The following is a 17,211-nucleotide window of genomic DNA, read 5'->3' as shown; positions in this document are numbered from 1 at the left end:
GGCGTCTCGCTCGCCACTGCCGCGGGCCCTCGTCCGCTCCCCGGTCCGACCCCGCCCTGCGCGCGGCCCGTCCGGGGGGCTACCGTGCGGCATGGCCCTTCGCGTCCTCGTCATCGGCGGCACCGGCGTCATCAGCTCCGCCGTCACCCGCCTCGCCGTCGAGCGCGGTCTCGACGTCACCGTCCTGCACCGCGGCTCCGCGTCCGCCCGCCCCCTGCCCGAGGGCGTCGAGGCGGTCCACGGCGACATCCGCGACCCCGCGTCCGTGCGCGACGCGCTCGGCGACCGGGAGTTCGACGCCGTCGTCGACTGGGTGGCGTTCACGCCGCAGCACGTCACCACGGACATCGAGCTGTTCACCGGCCGCACCGGGCAGTACGTGTTCATCAGCTCCGCGTCCGCCTACCAGACGCCGCCGGAGCGCCTGCCCGTCACCGAGTCCACGCCGCTGCGCAACCCGTTCTGGCAGTACTCGCGCGACAAGATCGCGTGCGAGGACCTGCTGCAGCGCGCGTACCGCGACTCCGGCTTCCCCGTCACGGTCGTCCGCCCGTCCCACACGTACGACCGCACGTCCGTGCCGCTGGACGGCGGGTGGACCGCGGTGGAGCGGATGCGCCAGGGCAAGGAGGTCGTCGTGCACGGCGACGGGACCTCGCTGTGGACCCTCACGCACCACGAGGACTTCGCCCGCGGGTTCGTCCCGCTGCTCGGGCACCCGCGGGCGCTCGGCGACGCGTTCCACATCACCTCGGACGACGTGCTCACGTGGAACCAGGTGGTCCGCGCGCTCGCCGCCGCCGCCGGCGTGGAGCCCCGCGTCGTGCACGTCCCGTCGGACGCCATCGCGGCGGCGGACCCGGACTGGGGCGCCGGCCTGCTGGGGGACAAGGCCCACTCGATGGTGTTCGACACCAGCAAGCTGCGCGCCCTCGTCCCGGACTTCCGGACGACCGTCACGTTCGAGGAGGGCGCGCGCCAGATCGTCGCCTGGCACGACGCCGACCCGGCGCGCCGCCGGGTGGACGCCCGTCTCGACGCGGTCATGGACGACCTGGTGACGCGGTTCCGCGTGGCCTGACGCCCCTGGTCAGGAGGTCGACCGCCCGTGGCGGCGGGCGTGTCCCGTCACAGCCCTGCCGAGCTCCGGCGGGACCGGAACCACGCCGTCGAGCCGCCCGGGACGTCCGGCCCGTCACCGGGCACGCTCGCCAGGAGCCGCTCGAGGTCGCCGGCCACCCGGTAGGGCTCCGTCCCGGTGTTCGTCACGACGTGCCAGCCGTGGGGCCGCACGTAGTGCACGACGTCCTCACGGCCCGTCCCGACCCACTCCAGGCGCTCCGCGGTCTGGAGCGTGCGGCGCAGCGCGAGCGCCCGCCGGTAGAGCGTCAGCGTCGAGTCCGGGTCCCCGTCCTGCACGTCCGCGGCGTGGCGGGCGAACCACGCCGGCTGCGGCAGGTGGGCGCCACCGGCTCCGAACCCGAACGACCCGCCCTCCGCCGTCCACGGCAGCGGCACGCGGCACCCGTCACGACCCACGTGCGCGCCGCCGGTGCGGGCGAACGTGGGGTCCTGCCGCCGGTCCGCGGGGATGTCCGCGACCTCGTGGAGGCCCAGCTCCTCGCCCTGGTAGAGGTACGTCGACCCGGGCAGGCCCAGCACGAACAGCGTCGCGGCGCGGGCGAGCCGCAGCCCGAGGTCCCGGTCGAGCTCCTCCTCCGGCCCCCCGCGCAGCAGCCAGTCCGCGCCGCGCTCGCGCGGGTCCCGGCTGCCGTCGCCGCGGGGCAGCCCGTACCGGGTGGCGTGCCGGACGACGTCGTGGTTCGACAGCACCCACGTGCTGGACGACCCGGAGCGGGACGCGAGCTCGAGGTTGTCGGTCACGAGCCGCCGGAACTGCGCGGCGTCGGGCTCGGCGAGCAGCAGGTCGAAGTTGAACGACTGCCCGAGGCTCTCCGGCCGGGCGTACAGCGGGACGCGGGCGGAGTCCACCCAGGCCTCCGCGACGGCCGCACGCGGCGGGTCGTAGGAGTTGAGCACCGTGCGCCACTCCGCGTAGACCTCGTGCACGTCGTCCCGGTCGTGCAGCGGGTGGTTCCCGTCCCGGGGCAGCGCCTTCAGCTCGGCCGCCGACGGCAGGGGCTCGCTGAGGTCCTTCGTGAGCATGTGCGCGACGTCGATGCGGAACCCGTCGACCCCGCGGTCCGACCAGAACCGCAGCGTGGTGAGGAAGTCGTCCCGCACCTCCCGGTGGTCCCAGTTGAGGTCCGGCTGCTCGGCGGCGAAGTTGTGCAGGTACCACTGGCCGTCGGCGACACGCGTCCACGCCGGGCCGCCGAACGTCGACTCCCAGTCCGTGGGCGGCAGCGACCCGTCCGGCCCCGTCCCCTCGCGGAAGATGTACCGCTCCCGCGCAGCCGACCCGCGCCCGGCCGCGAGCGCCTCCTGGAACCAGCGGTGCTGGTCGGAGGTGTGGTTCGGGACGATGTCCACGACCACCTTGATCCCCCGGGTGTGCAGGGCCGTGACGAGCGCGTCGAGGTCCTCGAGGGTGCCGAGCCGCGGGTCGACGTCGCGGTAGTCCGCCACGTCGTAGCCGCCGTCCGCGAGCGCGGACGGGTAGAACGGGCTGAGCCACACCGCGTCGACGCCGAGCTCCGCGAGGTAGTCCGCGCGGGAGACGATGCCGGCGATGTCGCCCAGGCCGTCCCCGTCGGCGTCCGCGAAGCTGCGCGGGTAGACCTGGTAGACGACCGCCTGGCGCCACCACGGCGGCACCACGGCGTGGCCGTCGGGCACGAGGTCGGTGTCGGTGGCCGGGGCGGTGGGGTGCGGTGCGGTCATGCTGGCGGTTCCTCCTGGACGATCGGGTCGGGTCGGGTCGGTCAGCCCTTGACGGCGCCCTGCGTGACGCCCGCCATGACCCAGCGCTGCGTGAACAGGTACGCGAGGATCGCGGGCGCCATGGCCATGAGGTAGGACGCGAAGGCCACGTGGTAGTTGTTGCTGAACTGCGTCTGGAACAGGTTCTGCCGCACGGGCAGCGTCTGCAGGGCGGGGTCGGCGATGATCAGCGACGGCATCATGAAGTCGTTCCAGGCGTACAGGAACGCGAAGATCCCGACGGTCGCACTCATCGGGGCGAGCAGCGGGAAGATCAGCCGCCAGAACGTCTGCCACGTGGTGGCGCCGTCCAGGCGGGCGCTCTCCTCGAGCTCGTCGGGGATGGAGCGCAGGAACGCCGTGAACAGCAGCACGCTGAAGCTCAGCTGGAACATCGTGGCCAGCAGCACCACGCCGACGGGGTTGTCGAGCCCCACGCGCCCGGTGAGCTGGATCTGCGGCAGCGCCACCACCGGGAACGGGATGAACATCGCCGCGAGCAGGTAGTAGAACGAGTACCGGAACAGCCGGCGGTCCCAGTTCCGGACGATCGCGTACGACGCGAACGCGGCGAGCAGGATGGTCGCGGCGACGGTGCCGGCGGTCACGAACAGCGAGATGCCGGCCCCGACGGGGAAGTCCGTGAGGTTCCACGCCTGGACGAACCCGTCGATACTGAACGGCGCGGGCAGCGAGAACGCCTGGCCGTCGACCGCCTGGCTCTGCGTCTTGAACGCCATCGACACCGTCACGTACAGCGGCAGCAGCACGGTGACCGCGCACAGGGCGAGGACGACGGTGCCGGACCAGCTCACGCGCGCGGCGCGGTCGCCGCGGGCGGGCCGCCCGCCGGGGGTGGTGCCGGTGGTGGGCGTGCGGCCGCCGGCCGCCAGGGTCTGCGTCGCCATCACGAGGCCTTCCGGTTGTTCCGCATCAGCGAGAGCTGCAGGAGGGAGATGAGCACCGCGACGACGAAGAAGATGGTGGCGTTGGCCATCTGGTAGGCGTAGTCGCCGCCGTTGAAGCCGGCGATGATCGTCATCGCGACGCTGCGCGTGGCCGTCCCGGGGCCGCCGTTGGTGAGGCCGACGATGATGTCGTAGGCGTTGAGGAAGCCCTTGAAGCCGAGGATGACGTTGATGACCACGTACCCGGCCACGAGCGGCACCGTGATGCGCAGGAGCTGCTGGACCTTGCTCGCGCCGTCCAGGTCCGCCGCCTCGTAGACGTCGGACGGCACGGACAGCAGGCCGGCGATGTAGATGAGCATCGTGCCGGGGACCGCCTGCCAGGCCGTGACCGCGACGATGGCGACCCACGCGAGGTCGGGGTTCGCGAGCAGGCTCGTCTCCAGCCACGGGACGCCGAGCGCCGAGCCGGCCGCGGGCAGGGAGTTGGAGAACAGGAAGTTGAAGACGTAGGCGATGATGATCCCGGAGATCACCATCGGGACCACGAAGACGGTCCGCAGCGCCGTCCTCATGCGGATGCGCGACGTGAGCCCCACCGCGAGCAGGAACGCCACCACGTTGACGACGACCACGGTGGCCACCGAGAACCCGAACGTGAACAGGTAGCTCTGCACGACGGCCGGGTCGCTGAACATCGCGATGTAGTTGGTCAGCCCGACGAAGCTCCAGTCCCCGATGCCGATCGAGTCGGTGAAGCTGAAGAAGATCCCGACGACGCCCGGCACCGTGATCGCGAGCGTGAACAGCACGACCGTGGGCAGCAGGAACAGGTAGTAGATCGGCTCGACGCGGCGGCGGTGCGGCCGGTGGGCCGCGCTCGGGGCGGGCCTGGTCCCGGGGCCGCCCCCTGTGCCGGCCGGGGTGGTGACGGTGGCGCTCATCGCGAGGACTCCTTCGTCTCGGCGGCCGGCGCGGGCTGTCGGAACGCGAGCCGCGCCCAGTCCGCGTCGAGCGTGCGCAGCGTGGCGGCGGTGTCCTGGCCGAGGATCATCGCCTGGGCGTAGCTGTTGACCGGGATGGTCTTGGGGATGAGCACGGACGGCCCCTGGTACACCCGGCCCGTCTCGTAGTACTCGGCCATGCCGGCGACGCGGGGGTCGTCGACCGGCGCGGCGTCCGTGGTCGGCGCGAAGCCGAGCTGGGACGCGTTGTACGCCTCGACGACCTCCGGCTGGAACAGGTACTCCAGGAAGTCGCGCGCGGCGTCGGGGTGCTGCGCCTCGACGGGGATCCAGGCCGCGAGGTCCATGTTGACGCGCACCTTGAGGTCGTCCGGGTCGTCGGTCATCGGCAGCGGGAAGGTGCCGAGGTCGAGGTCCGGGTCCGTCTTCGCGATCTCGCTGAACGCCCACGGCCCCTGCAGGTACATCGCCGCCTCCCCGGTGGCGAAGGCCAGGTTGCCGTCGCCGTAGGCGCGGCTCGCGGCGTCGGGGTTCGTGTACGGCAGCAGCTCGGAGACCTGCTCCAGCGGGCGGGCGAAGTCCTGCGAGAACGACGCCGGCGCGCCGGGGCCGACGTCGGTGCCCTGCGCCGCGAGGTCCTCGAAGAACCCGAGCACGTCGAGCTGCCCGCCCACCGCGTAGTCGAACCAGCCCTGTGCGACGGTCCAGTCGTCCTTGAACGTCCCGTAGATCGGCGTCACCCCGGCGTCCTGGAACGTCGCGCAGGCCTCGAGCAGCTCGCTCCAGGTCTGCGGGACCTCGACGCCGTGCTCGGCGAAGAGCTGCTTGTTGTAGATGACGGACGCGGCCATGACGGAGTACGGCAGCGCGCTGACCCGCCCGGGGTAGGAGCCGTACTGGTCCATGAGGGGCTGCAGGTCCTCGCGGATGCGGCCGGCCGCCTCGGTGTCCGACAGGTCGCTCAGGGCCCCGCGCTGCACGAACCGGGACGTCTCCATGTTGTAGTTCGACAGCGCGATGTCCGGGGGGTTGCCCCGGACGAAGCTGGCGGAGACGACGTCGACGCCCGAGGTGTCGAGCTCGATCCGCACGTCGTCCTGCGAGGCGTTGTAGTCGTCGACCAGCTCGGTCATGAAGCCGATCGCCTCGCGCTTGCTGAACGCGAACCGCACCTCCTCGCGGCCGTCACCCGCGCAGCCGGCCAGCGCCAGCGTCCCGCCCGCCACGGCCACCAGGGCCGCCGCCAGCGCGCGTCGCCGCCGTGGTGCACGTCGTTCTCGTCGTGAGATCTCGGACACCCTCGTCCCCCTCGTCGCGGACACCGGTCGGCGCACGTCATCGTGCGCCGAGTAGATCTACTTGCCGAATCAAGTCGGTTCCGGCAGTCTGGCACCCCTGGAGAAGGACGGTCAAGACCCGTGACGACGACGCACCCCGGCCCGCCGGCCCCGCCCCGGACGCCCGCGCGGCCGGCCAGCCTGGACGCCGTGCTCGCGTACGCCTGGGGCGCCGGCGAGCTCACCGCGAGCGACGCCCTCGCCGCGACCGGGCTGACCCGCTCGACCACGATCGAGGCGCTCGACGCCCTCACGGGCATGGGCCTGCTGCGCGAGCTGCCGAACGCCCGTGAGGCCGGCACGTACCGCAAGGGCCGGCCCGCCCGGCGCTTCGAGCTGCGGGCGGACGGCGCGGTCCTCGTCGGCGTCGACAGCGGGCAGGTGCACGTGACGGCCACCGTGACCGACCTGCTCTCCCGGCCCCTCGGGACGGCGCGGGCCGTGCTCGACCCCGAGGACGACGCGGTGACCCGCCGGGCCGCCGTGCTCGGGACCGTCGACTCCGCCCTCGACGCCGCCGGCCGCACCCGCGCCGACGTGCTCTCGCTGTGCGCCGGCGTCCCCGCGCCGGTCAACACCCGCGGGGAGTCCCCCCGGCACCCCGACGGGTTCTGGGACCGCATGAACCCCGGGCTGCAGGGCGCCTTCGCGGTGTGGGCGCCGCTCGTCCGGATCGAGAACGACGCCTCGCTCGCCGCTGTCGCCGAGGGCGCTGCCGGGGCCGCGACAGGGAGCCGCAACTACGTCTCCCTGCTCGCCGGCGGCCGGCTCGGCGCGGGCGTCGTGGTGGACGGCCGGGTGCTGCACGGCGCGCACGGCGGCGTCGGCGAGATGGTCGCGTTCGACCTCGTCGAGGGCGTCGGCACGGCGTCCGGCCTCGGCGCCCGCGCGGCCGAGTGGGCGGCGGAGGCGGTCGCCCGCGGGGAGGTCGACCCGAGCGGCGCGCTCGCCGCGCTCGCCCCCGGCGAGATCGACGGCCAGCGGGTGCTCGGGCTCGCCGCGGCCGGCGACCCCGACGCCCTGCGCGTGGTGCAGCGGGTCGGGGGGATGCTCGCCCGGGTCGTCAACGTGCTGGCCAGCATGTTCGACCCCGAGCGCATCGTGGTGTCGGGTGCCGTCTCCGCCGGGGTGCAGCAGGTCGTCGAGGCCGCGCGTGCGGCACTCCCCACCGGCCGGCACCTGCCTGCGCCCGTGCTGGCGATCTCCCCGCTCGGGGCCGACGTCGTGGTCACCGGCGCGGTCGCCGAGGCCGCCGCCGCCGCGAGGCGGCACGCACTCGACCTCTGGGGAACCCGCTCCGGCTGAGCCCCGGCTGCTACCCGGTCCCGACCGCGCGGATCGTCCACCCGGTCGTCCACGGCCGCCCGGGCTCGAGCCCGACCAGGTCCCGCCCGGACCGCAGCGCGTCCGGCGGGCACGTCATCGGCTCGACCGCGAGGCCGCCGCGCCACGCGTCGCCGTCCTGGTGGTCGGCCGTGTAGACCTGCAGCCACCGGCACCGCGCGTCCGCGACGAGCTCGGCGCCGCGCCCGGTGTCGTCGAGGACCCGCACCCGCGTGCGTCCGTCGGGGCCGGGCTCGAGGGCCGTCCACGCGTGGTTCAGCTCCGCCGGCCCGATCCGCCGCGCGCGGCGGAAGTCCAGCGCGGCGTGCTCCGCGACGTCGACCTCGCGGACGGGCAGCAGCCGCTCGTCGGTGAGCAGCACCCTCCGCGCGGGCAGCTCCAGCATCCAGCCGTCGACGGCCCCGCGACCGCCCGCTCCCGCGACCAGGTACGGGTGCCCGCCGACGCCGTAGGGCGCCACCTGCGGGCTCTCGTTGGTCGCCGTCACCCGCTGGGTGCACCCGTCCTCGCCGACCGCGTGCTCCACATCCAGGCGGACGCGCCACGGGTAGCCGGGCTGCGGCTCGATCGTCCCGGTGAGCAGCACCCGCGACCCGGTCGCCCCGACCAGCCGGAAGCCGAGCCACGCCACCAGGCCGTGGGCGGCGTGACCCAGCCCGGGCTCCGTCAGCGGGAGCTGGTGGGACACCCCGGCGTACGCGTAGCGGCCGTCCCCGGTCCGGTTGGGCCAGGGCGCCAGCAGCGCGCCGCGCATCGCCGGGCGGGGCTCGTCCTCGTCGAACGGCACGACGAGGTCGCGGCGCTCGTGACGCAGGGAGCGCAGCGTCGCCCCGACGCCGGCGACGCACGCCTCGTAGCCGCCACCCCGGATGACGTGCTGGTCGCCGGACGGCGGCCTGGTCACTCCGCGGCGTCCTCGCGGGCGAACAGCAGCAGGTCCGGCAGGCTCGTGGCGAAGTAGTCGGTCACGCCGTCGTCCCGCACGGCCGCCGGCGGGACGTACTGCGCCCGCGCCTCGCCGAGGTTGCCGGGCGGATCGGCCGGCGGCAGACCCAGCGCGGCGAGGGTCGCGTCCCACGCGGCGACCGCGCGCCCCTCGCCCCCCTCCCACGGGTGGAAGGACCGCGTCACGAGGATCTCGTGCGCGCGCTCCGCCCGCCCCGCGGCGACCAGCAGGCCGACGTACTCGATGGTCAGGTCGTCGCGGGTGAGGACGAGCGGCTCCACGGGCGCGAGCCGCGCGAGCCGGTCCTGCGGACCGTGGCCGAGCCGCACCGCGAGCTGGTCCTGCTCGTAGCGCAGGCGGGCGTCGTCCGGCGCGAGCGTGACCGCCCGTGCGTACCGCTGCCACGCGCGGTCGTCGTCGTGCGCCACGTTGTACGCCGCGAGGCCGGCGTTGCGCAGCAGCACCGCGTCCTCCCGGCCGAGCGCGATCGCGTCCTCCCAGCACGCCAGCGCCTCGGCCCGCCGCCCGAGCGCGTACAGCAGGGTGCCGAGCAGCGAGCGGGCCACGGCGTCGGCCGCGTCCGCCGCGACGGCCCGTCGCAGGACGTCGTGCGCGTCCAGGCCGGACGGGAACGCCCACGTCAGGTCGGCCGCCCGCGCGCGCTCCCGGTGCTCGGCGCCCCGCGCCGTCTCACCGAGGTCGTCGAGCACCGCCGCCGCCGTGTACAGCGCCAGCGGCCGGACGTTGCCCGCGGGCGTCACAGGGGCGGCCGCGGCCCGGTCGAGCAGGTCGAGCGCCGCGTGCCGCTCGCCGGCCCGGACCAGGTCGGTCGCCACGTCGAGCAGGGTGCCGGCGTCGGTGGGCGCATCGCGCCCGGCCAGCACCCGCACCGTCGCGTCGAGCGGATCGAGCCGCAGCGCCCCGGCCAGCAGCGCGTCGGCCCGCCCGGCCTCCCCGACCCGCCGCAGGACGACGGCCCGCAGCGCGGTGCGGCGCGTGTCGTGACCCACCACGCCGTCCAGGGTGTCGAGCACGCGCAGCGTCGCCCGGTTCTGCCCCCGCCGCGCCAGCGACCGCGCGAGCTCCAGGCCGGCCGCCGCCGCCCAGGTGGCGTCCCAGCCCGCCTTGCCGAACGCCTGCTCGGCCTCGACGGTCCGGCCGAGGCGCGCGAGCGCGAGGCCGGCCAGGTAGTACGCCTCGGCGTCCACAGGGTTGGCGTTGCGGCGCGTCAGGCGGTGCAGGGCCGTCCGCGCCAGCTCCAGCGCGCGCTCGTAGCGCCCGGCGCGGTAGGCCCGGTCGGCGAGCGCGAGGTTCGTGCGCACCTCGCCGGGGTCGCGGCGCAGGGCCTCCGTCCAGTACGGCAGCGGCGAGCGGGTGGGGTGCCGGTACTGGCTCAGGTGCAGGCCGGTCAGGTACAGCTCCTCGACCGAGTCGATCACGTGCGGCTGCGGGGGTTCGTCGGCCACCCACGGCTCCTCGTCGGGCACCTCGGTGGGCGTCCACCGGACCAGCAGACGGCCGGTGGCGTCCAGCAGCTCCGCCACGAGGTCCGCCGCGTCGCCGGGCACGTCCGCGTCGACCGCGGCCACGGCCCCCGGCACGAGGTCCGCCCGGTGCTCCGCGACGACCTCCGCGCCGCGGCGGACACGCAGCGTGGCGCCGGCCCGGGGGGACGTGACGGCGAACCGGGCGGTGACGCCCTCGCCGTGCCCGCCCCGCGCCACGTGCACCGCGGCGTCCGGCGTGGCCTGGTGGGCGGCGCCGATCGCCGGGATCGGGTACCAGTACTGCGTGAAGACCTTCGTCTCCCCCGGCAGCAGCCACGTGAAGTCCGGCTGGTTGTCGGTGTACACCCCGGCCATCAGCTCGACGTAGGGGCCGTCCGCGTCCGTGAGCTGTGCGTCCCAGGCGTGCCCGAACGGCGCGTCGCCCCACGTCCACTGCTTCTTGCCCGGGGAGACCCGCCGCTCCGCCCAGTGCACGAACCCGGCACCCGCGCCGTGGTCGTAGCCGCCGAAGAAGTCCTGCTGCGAGTCGACGATCATGTACGACGTCGGGACGGGGATGTTGCGGTAGAAGTCGATGCGGTCGGCCCCGGGGGTCTCCGCCGCCAGCGCGGCGTAGTCGACGCCGTAGTACGGGCGGTCGGCGTGCGGGAACGACGTCAGCGCCCGCCGGGCGTGGTCAGCGACGTACCGCACGTCCTCGGGGAAGAACGACTGGTAGTCGTCGTTCACCCGCGCCGCGACGTTCGCCCACCACAGGAACGTCTGCCGCTCGCTGGTGCGGTTGTGCAACCGCACGGCGAGCTCCACCACCGAGCTGTCCGGCCGGAGCCGCACCCCGTGCTGGGCCGACATGCGCGCGAACGGGTCGTGGTCGTGGCACCAGACGGTGACGGAGCCGTCCTCGCCGCGCTCGATCGTGGTCTCGACCGGCAGGTAGGTGGCGGGGCGGTGGTGCTGCGGCCAGTTGAGCTCCACGCCGCCGCTGATCCACGGGCCGCCCAGGCCGACGAGCGCCGGCTTGATGACGTTGTTGCGGTAGAAGAAGTCGTACCCCGTCGTCTTGTCGTACCCGATGTGGATGCGGCCCCCGAGCTCGGGCAGCACGACCAGGCGGACGTAGGCGTTCTCCAGGTGGACCGCCTGCCAGGGCCGGTCGTGGCCCTCGTCGGCCACCTGGTCGACGAACGGCAGCGGGTACACCGCACCGCTGGAGCCCTGGTAGACCCGGCGATCGAGGAACATCGGGTACGGGCTGGGCTCCCCCGCCTCGTAGGTCCGGATGGTCAGCGGCTCGTCCCACGCCACCGCCCCGCCGGCGGCGAGGGTCTCCGCCTCGCCGACGGGCGCCCCGGGCAGCACGATCGCCGCGGCGGGACGGGTCCCGTCGTCGACCCCGGTGGCCTGCCCTCCGGGCGCCGCGGTCCGCGGGGCGCTCGTCGGGGCGGGCTGGGTGCGCGCGTCGGTGGACATCGCCGACCTCCTCGTTGTGCGGCGGCGCTCCTGTGCGCCGGCTGCCTCGACCGTAGGGGCGGCGACTCGGCCGGGTACATGGGCTGAGCGCCGGAGATCATGGACGAATCACCGGCTCGAAGGCCACGCGTCGCACCGACGAGAAGCCCCGTCCTCGCCGCTCCTTGACGACATGCCGGGTCCGGGCTTGGATCGGCTCATGGATGAACCGGCGCTGGTCACCGCGGAGTCCCGACGCGAGGGGTTCGCGGGGCAGCGCATGTTCGTCGTCGCCCGGCCCGTCGTCCGTGCGGCGCTCGCGCGCCCCGTCACCGGCCGGCTCGTCGTCACCGACGCCGGGTGCTTCCCGCACGCCGCCCGCCACGGCCGCGCGCGACCGTCCGGCGCCCCGCAGCACGTCGTGCTCGTGTGCACCGAGGGCAGCGGGTGGTGCCGGACCCCCGAGGGCCGGGAACCGGTGCAGCGCGGCGACGCCGTGGTGCTGCCCGCCGGGGTCGAGCACGAGTACGCGGCCTCCGACGACGACCCCTGGACGCTGTGGTGGTTCCACTTCGCCGGGTCCGACGCCGCCGAGCTCGCCGGAGCCGCACACGCCGCCGCCGGGGGGCCGGTCACGCACCTGCGGGACGCCGCGCCCGTCGCCAGCCTCGTGTCCCAGGTGCTCGACGACCTCGACACCGGCACCGCCGGCGGGCTCACCCGGGCCACCGGCACCGCGTGGAACGCCCTGACGGAGATCATCGCGACCGGGCGCCGCTCGCCCGGGCCGACACTCGGACCCGTCGAGCGCGCGGTCGAGCACCTGCGCGCCACCACCCCGCGGCGGACCTCCGTCACGGCGCTGGCAGCCATGGTCGGCCTCGGCACGTCGCAGCTCGGCGCGCTGTTCCGCGAGCACGTCGGGGTGTCGCCGCTGCGGTACCAGACCGACCTGCGCATGGCGCGCGCCCGCGAGCTGCTCGACACCACCAGCCTGTCGGTCACCGCCGTGGCCGGCGCGTGCGGCTACGACGACCCCCTGTACTTCTCGCGGCAGTTCACGAGCACGCAGGGCCAGTCGCCGCGGGCGTTCCGGCACCGGGCGACCTGACACCGGCACCGACGCCCGGCACCGCCCCGGCGGGCGGGACCGGGCCGGGCGTCGGCGCGTCACTTCGGCAGGCCGACCCGGCGCTCGCCGTTGCGGAGCTGCTGGATGACCACCGCGGCGACGAGCAGCGTGCCCTGCGCGACGTTCTGCCAGAACACGTTCACCCCGAGCAGGCTCATGCCGTTCAGCAGGACCCCCAGCAGGATCACCGCGAGGATCGTGCCGCCGATGGACCCCTTGCCTCCGCGCAGCGCCACGCCGCCCAGCGCCGCGGCGGTGATCGACTGGAACTCCAGGCCCTCGGAGCCGGACACCGGCTGCCCGGACCCGGTGCGGGCGGTGATGAGGACGCCCGCCAGCGCCGCGACCGTCCCCGCGAGCACGAACACGCCCAGGATGTAGCGGTTGATGTCGATGCCGGACAGCCGGGCGGCGGTGTCGTTGCCGCCGACCGCGTAGATGTTCCGGCCGAACCGCGCGTACCGCAGCATCACGTGGATGGCGACGGCCACGAGCGCCAGCACCCACACGAGCGTCGGGATGCCGAGGATCGCCCCGCGCGCCAGGAAGATGTAGACGGCGTCGGCGCCCGTGTACCCCTGCGCGCGCCCGTCCGAGACGAGCTGCGCCACGCCCTTGTAGGCGATGAGCCCGGCCAGCGTCGCGATCATCGGCGTGACCCGACCGAACACGACGATGCACGCGTTGACCAGCCCGCACACGGCCCCCACCGCGAGCGCGCCCACGATGCTCACCGCCGCCGAGCTCGTCGTCGTGAACAGCATCGCTGACGTCACCGAGGCGAGACCCGCGACCGAGCCCACCGAGAGGTCGATGCCGCCGAGGATGATGACGACCGTCTGCACCAGGGCCAGCAGGCCGGAGATCGTGACCGCCATGCCGATGGTCTTGAGGTTCGACGTCAGGAAGAACGCCGAGTTCTGCGACCCGATGACGGCGACGAGGATCGCGATGGCGAGGATCAGCGACAGGTTCTGCACGCCGACCGCCAGCACCACCCGGCGCAGCGGGTTCGTCGCCGGCTCCGGCGGCGCGGTCGGGGGCGCGGCGGGCGCGGTCACGTGGGCGGCGTTCATCGGGTCTGCTCCTCGGAGGCGGTGTGGTCGGCGATGGCGAGCGTGAGGATCCGCTCCTCGGTGGCGTCCTCGCGGGTGAGCTCGCCGGCGACGCGCCCGTCGCGCATGACGACGACGCGGTCGGCCAGCCCGAGGACCTCGGGCAGCTCGGACGAGACGACCAGCACCGCGGCGCCCTCGGCCACGAGCTGGTCGATGATCGTGTAGATCTCGGACTTCGCGCCGACGTCGACCCCGCGGGTCGGCTCGTCGAGCACGAGGATGTCGGTGCGCCGTGCCAGCCAGCGGGCGAGGACGACCTTCTGCTGGTTGCCGCCCGACAGGTTCTGGACACGCTGCTCCAGCGACGGCGTGCGGACGCGCAGCTGGGCGACGTACCGCGCGGCGAGCGAGCGCTCCTCGCGGGACCGGACGAACCCGAACCGGCTCAGCCGGTCGAGCACGGCGAGCGCGATGTTGTCCCGGACCGTCCGCACCATCACCAGGGCGTCCGCCTTGCGCTCCTCCGGCGCGAGGCCGATGCCGGCGGCGATCGCGTCGGCCGGCGTGCGGAACGTCCGGGCCCTGCCGTGCACGAGCACCTGCCCCGAGCGCACCGGCCGGTCGCCGGCGATCGCGAGGGCGAGCTCGCTGCGGCCCGCACCGACCAGGCCCGCGAGCGCGACGACCTCCCCGCGGCGCAGCGTCAGCGACACCCCGGTCACGTCGTCGGTCGTGACGTCCCGCAGCTCGAGCGCGACGTCCCCGGGTGTCACCGGGGTGCGGTGGAACAGGCTCGACAGGTCGCGGCCCACCATCATCCGGACGATCTCGCCGACGGTGGTGTCGGCCACCTCCCGGGAGCCCACCAGCCGGCCGTCGCGCAGGACGGTCACCGAGTCGGCCACCTGGAAGATCTCGTTCATCCGGTGCGAGACGTAGGCGATCGCCTTGCCCGCGTCGCGCAGCCCGCCGATGAGGCGGAACAGCACCTCGGTCTCCGCGTCCGACAGCGACGACGTCGGCTCGTCGAAGCAGATCACCTGCGGGTCGTCGACGAGCGCCCGCACGATCTCGACCATCTGCCGCTGCGCGGGGGACAGCGCGTCGCCGCGCAGCCGCGGGTCGAGGTAGCGCAGCAGGCCGAACCGGGTGAGGTCGGCGGTCGCCCGCTCCTGGAGCGTGCGCTGGTCGACGAAGCCCGCCCGCCCGGGCAGGGCACCGAGGTAGATGTTCTCGGCGACGCTGACGAACGGGACGATCTCCGGCTCCTGCGCGATCACGCGCACGCCGGCGGCCCGCGAGGCCAGCGGCCCGGAGAACGCGACGGCCTCACCGCCGATCTCGATCGTCCCCGCGTCGGGCTGGTAGTCGCCGGTGAGGATCTTCAGCAGCGTGGACTTGCCCGCGCCGTTCTCCCCCATCAGCGCGGTGACGTGGCCCGCGCGCAGGTCGAGGTCGACGCCCTGGAGCGCCTGCACCCCGGCGAAGCCCTTCGAGATGCCGCGGGCCGCCAGGCTCGCGCCCGTCGTCGTGGTCGTGGTCATGGATGTTCCATCCGGTCGGGGGTGGTGCGCGGCTGCGCCGGGACCGCGAGGTGCGGGGCCGTCGGCGACGGCCCCGCACCCGGTCGTGTCACGTGCAGACGACGCCCTCGGACTCCCAGTTGTCCGCGTCGACCATGTGCGTGTCGGCGATCGTCTCGGCCGGCAACGCCACGCCGTCGCGCACCTGCGCCACCATCGCGTCCACCGCCGCGGCGCCGACGTCGCGGCCGGAGATGAACAGCGCCGCCTTGTTGCCGGTCTCCTGCCCCGCCGACCAGTCCTTGCACGTGAGGTACGCGCCGAGGCCGACGCCGATGATGTGGTCCGGGGACACCCCGGCGTTCTGCAGCGCCGTCACGACGCCCGTCTCGGTCTCGTCGTTGCAGCCCACGACGACCCAGTTGGCGACGTCCTGGTGGGCGGTGATGACCGCACCCGCGCGGTTCATCGCGTCGGTCGCCGAGTTGTCGTTGCCCAGCTCGATCACCTCGGGCACCGGGTCGACGGCCTCGCCGAACGCGTCCGTCGCGCCGTCCAACCGCTGCACGCACACCGACAGGTCCATCTTGCCGGTGGCGATGATGCGGGTGTCCGCGGCGTCCCAGCCGGCGTCGGCGTACAGCTCGGCCGCCTTCTCGCCGACCGAGTTGCCCATCGCGGTGCCGTTGAAGCCCACGAACGGGGCGGGGTTGCCGTCGGCGTCCTCGAGGGAGTCGTCGGACGCGAGCAGCGGGATCCCGGCGGCGGTCGCCTTCTCGATCACCTGCGGGCCGATCGCCTGGTCGGGCGCGACCATGATGATGCCGTCGACGCCGCGCGCGATGGCCGCGTCCAGCTCGGAGATCGCCTTGTTGGAGTCGGTCCCCAGGTTGACGACCGTCACGGTCACGTCGCCGATCTCGGCCGCCGCCGCCTTGGCGCCGTCCGCCTGGTCGACGAAGTACTGCTGGTCGCCCTGCTTCTGCAGGTACACGATCTCGATCGGCCCGCCGTCCGAGCCGCCGCCGGCCGCCGGCGCGGACCCGCCCTCGGGCGCCTGCCCGGAGCTGCACGCGGCCAGGGCCAGCACCAGGCCGACGGTGCCGGCCGCCGCCCTGGCCCGCGCCTTCTGAGTGGATGTCTTCATCGTCATCGCCTTGTCTGTCGTGGTGCCTGTCGGCCTGCGCGGCCGGTGAGCCTGCTCGGACGACGGTGGTTCCCTGCCGCGGATCGCCTGCCCGGTACCCGCGTGCCCCGCTCGCCGTCGAGCACGGGGGGAACCTAACGCCACCCGCGCAACCGGCAGCAGGGGTGTTCAGACGGAGTTCATGGACGAAACACCGATCGACACCGTGCCGACCGGGCACGGAGGCGCGAACGCGCGACCCTCGCGGGGCGGCGCGGCGGGGGCACCCGGCCCGGTGGTCGGTCCGGCACCGAGGGCGCGGCCCCGTGAGGCACCTCGAGCACCGCCCCGAGGTGTGCCGTGCAGGTGGCCGAGGTCGACCGGCCTCGCTTCCCCCCTGCGGTCGACGAGCACCGCGGCGTGCGGGAGCAAGCGCGTCGACCCGGATCGGGGCGAAGCAGCGCGAGCGGCTCGCGCACCTCGCGGCTCTTCAGGTCGGTATGTACGTACTGCACGGTGCCGCTCGTCTCGATCTGGGCGACCGGGGTACTGGACGGCCCGTAAAGGTACCGGTGCTCCTCGTCGGTGAGCAGCCGGGGCACGGTGGTTGGTGTGCCCCACGCGAACGCGATCTGCCGGGCGTCGGTGAGTGCGGTGGCTCGCAGCCCGTCGGCGAAGTAGCTGTAGGCGTAGCCGACGCCGTCCACGGTGGCGACGGTGAGCCGGTTCGCGGCATCCCAGCCGAAGACATCGGTGCGCGTCCGGCCGGACGGCGCACCCGTGTCGAGGCCGTCCGCGGCCGGGAGGCCCGCAGGCGGGTGATCTCGCCCGCACGAACTGAACAGCGCCACCCGCACAGCCCGCTGACCCACCCGGTCAGCAGGCACCGTGGCATGCATCCACGGGTGCCTCGAGCACCCCGGACTCACAGCTCCAGCACACCAGCGTGCTAGCGAAACCGCAGGTCAGACCCCACAAACAGGTAACCCCCAGCCGGATCACTCCGACCAGGGGTTACCTGGACAACTTCGG

Annotated in this window: 13 protein-coding genes; 3 read left to right on the top strand and 10 right to left on the bottom strand. The window is 74.2% G+C overall.

Features of this window, described 5'->3' with window-relative positions:
• Window positions 1-91 precede the first annotated feature (91 nt).
• The gene (locus tag K5O09_RS00205; protein ID WP_222170916.1) at window positions 92-1,081 is read left to right on the top strand and encodes an SDR family oxidoreductase; all 990 of its coding nucleotides are present in this window, start codon (window positions 92-94) and stop codon (window positions 1,079-1,081) included.
• A 47-nt stretch (window positions 1,082-1,128) separates the two neighbouring features.
• On the opposite strand, the gene K5O09_RS00200 is transcribed toward K5O09_RS00205, so the two are convergent.
• From K5O09_RS00200 to K5O09_RS00185, 4 genes are read right to left on the bottom strand one after another with little or no spacing between them, the layout of a single operon-like run.
• Window positions 1,129-2,844 carry a glycoside hydrolase family 13 protein gene (locus K5O09_RS00200; RefSeq protein WP_222170915.1) on the bottom strand — a complete coding sequence of 572 codons (1,716 nt, stop codon included), beginning with the start codon at window positions 2,842-2,844 and terminating at the stop codon, window positions 1,129-1,131.
• A gap of 41 nt (window positions 2,845-2,885) precedes the next feature.
• Window positions 2,886-3,791 (bottom strand): carbohydrate ABC transporter permease, encoded by a 906-nt coding sequence (locus K5O09_RS00195; protein ID WP_255595907.1) that lies wholly within the window; start codon window positions 3,789-3,791, stop codon window positions 2,886-2,888.
• Window positions 3,791-4,735: a carbohydrate ABC transporter permease gene (locus K5O09_RS00190; RefSeq protein ID WP_222170914.1), complete on the bottom strand. Its 945-nt coding sequence runs from the start codon at window positions 4,733-4,735 to the stop codon at window positions 3,791-3,793. The genes K5O09_RS00195 and K5O09_RS00190 overlap by 1 nt, the downstream gene beginning before the upstream one ends.
• Window positions 4,732-6,054 (bottom strand): ABC transporter substrate-binding protein, encoded by a 1,323-nt coding sequence (locus K5O09_RS00185; protein ID WP_370635498.1) that lies wholly within the window; start codon window positions 6,052-6,054, stop codon window positions 4,732-4,734. The genes K5O09_RS00190 and K5O09_RS00185 overlap by 4 nt, the downstream gene beginning before the upstream one ends.
• A gap of 120 nt (window positions 6,055-6,174) precedes the next feature.
• Here K5O09_RS00185 and K5O09_RS00180 point away from each other — a divergent pair, with 120 nt between their 5' ends.
• Entirely contained in the window at window positions 6,175-7,398 is a 1,224-nt protein-coding gene (locus K5O09_RS00180; RefSeq protein ID WP_222170913.1) for an ROK family protein, read from the top strand.
• A gap of 10 nt (window positions 7,399-7,408) precedes the next feature.
• Here K5O09_RS00180 and K5O09_RS00175 read toward each other — a convergent pair whose 3' ends face one another.
• A complete protein-coding gene (locus tag K5O09_RS00175; protein ID WP_222170912.1) occupies window positions 7,409-8,341 on the bottom strand; it encodes an aldose 1-epimerase family protein in 933 nt (310 codons plus the stop codon).
• Entirely contained in the window at window positions 8,338-11,361 is a 3,024-nt protein-coding gene (locus K5O09_RS00170) for a DUF5107 domain-containing protein (protein WP_222170911.1), read from the bottom strand. The genes K5O09_RS00175 and K5O09_RS00170 overlap by 4 nt, the downstream gene beginning before the upstream one ends.
• Before the next feature lie 199 nt (window positions 11,362-11,560).
• Here K5O09_RS00170 and K5O09_RS00165 point away from each other — a divergent pair, with 199 nt between their 5' ends.
• Window positions 11,561-12,451: an AraC family transcriptional regulator gene (locus K5O09_RS00165; protein WP_222170910.1), complete on the top strand. Its 891-nt coding sequence runs from the start codon at window positions 11,561-11,563 to the stop codon at window positions 12,449-12,451.
• A 59-nt stretch (window positions 12,452-12,510) separates the two neighbouring features.
• On the opposite strand, the gene K5O09_RS00160 is transcribed toward K5O09_RS00165, so the two are convergent.
• From K5O09_RS00160 to K5O09_RS00145, 4 genes are all read right to left on the bottom strand, one after another.
• Window positions 12,511-13,548, bottom strand: coding sequence for an ABC transporter permease (locus tag K5O09_RS00160; RefSeq protein ID WP_222170909.1), 1,038 nt, complete (start codon window positions 13,546-13,548; stop codon window positions 12,511-12,513).
• Window positions 13,545-15,074: a sugar ABC transporter ATP-binding protein gene (locus K5O09_RS00155; RefSeq protein ID WP_222170908.1), complete on the bottom strand. Its 1,530-nt coding sequence runs from the start codon at window positions 15,072-15,074 to the stop codon at window positions 13,545-13,547. Before K5O09_RS00155 ends, K5O09_RS00160 begins: the two co-directional genes overlap by 4 nt.
• 88 nt (window positions 15,075-15,162) lie before the next feature.
• Window positions 15,163-16,200: a substrate-binding domain-containing protein gene (locus K5O09_RS00150; RefSeq protein ID WP_222170907.1), complete on the bottom strand. Its 1,038-nt coding sequence runs from the start codon at window positions 16,198-16,200 to the stop codon at window positions 15,163-15,165.
• A 179-nt stretch (window positions 16,201-16,379) separates the two neighbouring features.
• Window positions 16,380-17,030: a hypothetical protein gene (locus K5O09_RS00145; RefSeq protein WP_222170906.1), complete on the bottom strand. Its 651-nt coding sequence runs from the start codon at window positions 17,028-17,030 to the stop codon at window positions 16,380-16,382.
• Between the last annotated feature and the right edge of the window lie 181 nt (window positions 17,031-17,211).

It is taken from the genome of Cellulomonas sp. C5510 (assembly GCF_019797765.1).
Classification (GTDB): Bacteria; Actinomycetota; Actinomycetes; order Actinomycetales; family Cellulomonadaceae; genus Cellulomonas.
Note: the sequence above shows the minus strand (reverse complement) of the source record. Positions and strands in the feature narration are given on the sequence as shown.

What these genes read in the sequence shown, in the direction of transcription:
- K5O09_RS00155 (WP_222170908.1), bottom strand. Translation starts at nt 15,074, where the DNA reads ATGACCACGACCACGACGACGGGCGCGAGCCTGGCGGCCCGCGGCATC.
- K5O09_RS00170 (WP_222170911.1), bottom strand. Translation starts at nt 11,361, where the DNA reads ATGTCCACCGACGCGCGCACCCAGCCCGCCCCGACGAGCGCCCCGCGG.
- K5O09_RS00150 (WP_222170907.1), bottom strand. Translation starts at nt 16,200, where the DNA reads ATGAAGACATCCACTCAGAAGGCGCGGGCCAGGGCGGCGGCCGGCACC.
- K5O09_RS00200 (WP_222170915.1), bottom strand. Translation starts at nt 2,844, where the DNA reads ATGACCGCACCGCACCCCACCGCCCCGGCCACCGACACCGACCTCGTG.
- K5O09_RS00160 (WP_222170909.1), bottom strand. Translation starts at nt 13,548, where the DNA reads ATGAACGCCGCCCACGTGACCGCGCCCGCCGCGCCCCCGACCGCGCCG.
- K5O09_RS00195 (WP_255595907.1), bottom strand. Translation starts at nt 3,791, where the DNA reads ATGGCGACGCAGACCCTGGCGGCCGGCGGCCGCACGCCCACCACCGGC.
- K5O09_RS00165 (WP_222170910.1), top strand. Translation starts at nt 11,561, where the DNA reads ATGGATGAACCGGCGCTGGTCACCGCGGAGTCCCGACGCGAGGGGTTC.
- K5O09_RS00205 (WP_222170916.1), top strand. Translation starts at nt 92, where the DNA reads ATGGCCCTTCGCGTCCTCGTCATCGGCGGCACCGGCGTCATCAGCTCC.
- K5O09_RS00190 (WP_222170914.1), bottom strand. Translation starts at nt 4,735, where the DNA reads ATGAGCGCCACCGTCACCACCCCGGCCGGCACAGGGGGCGGCCCCGGG.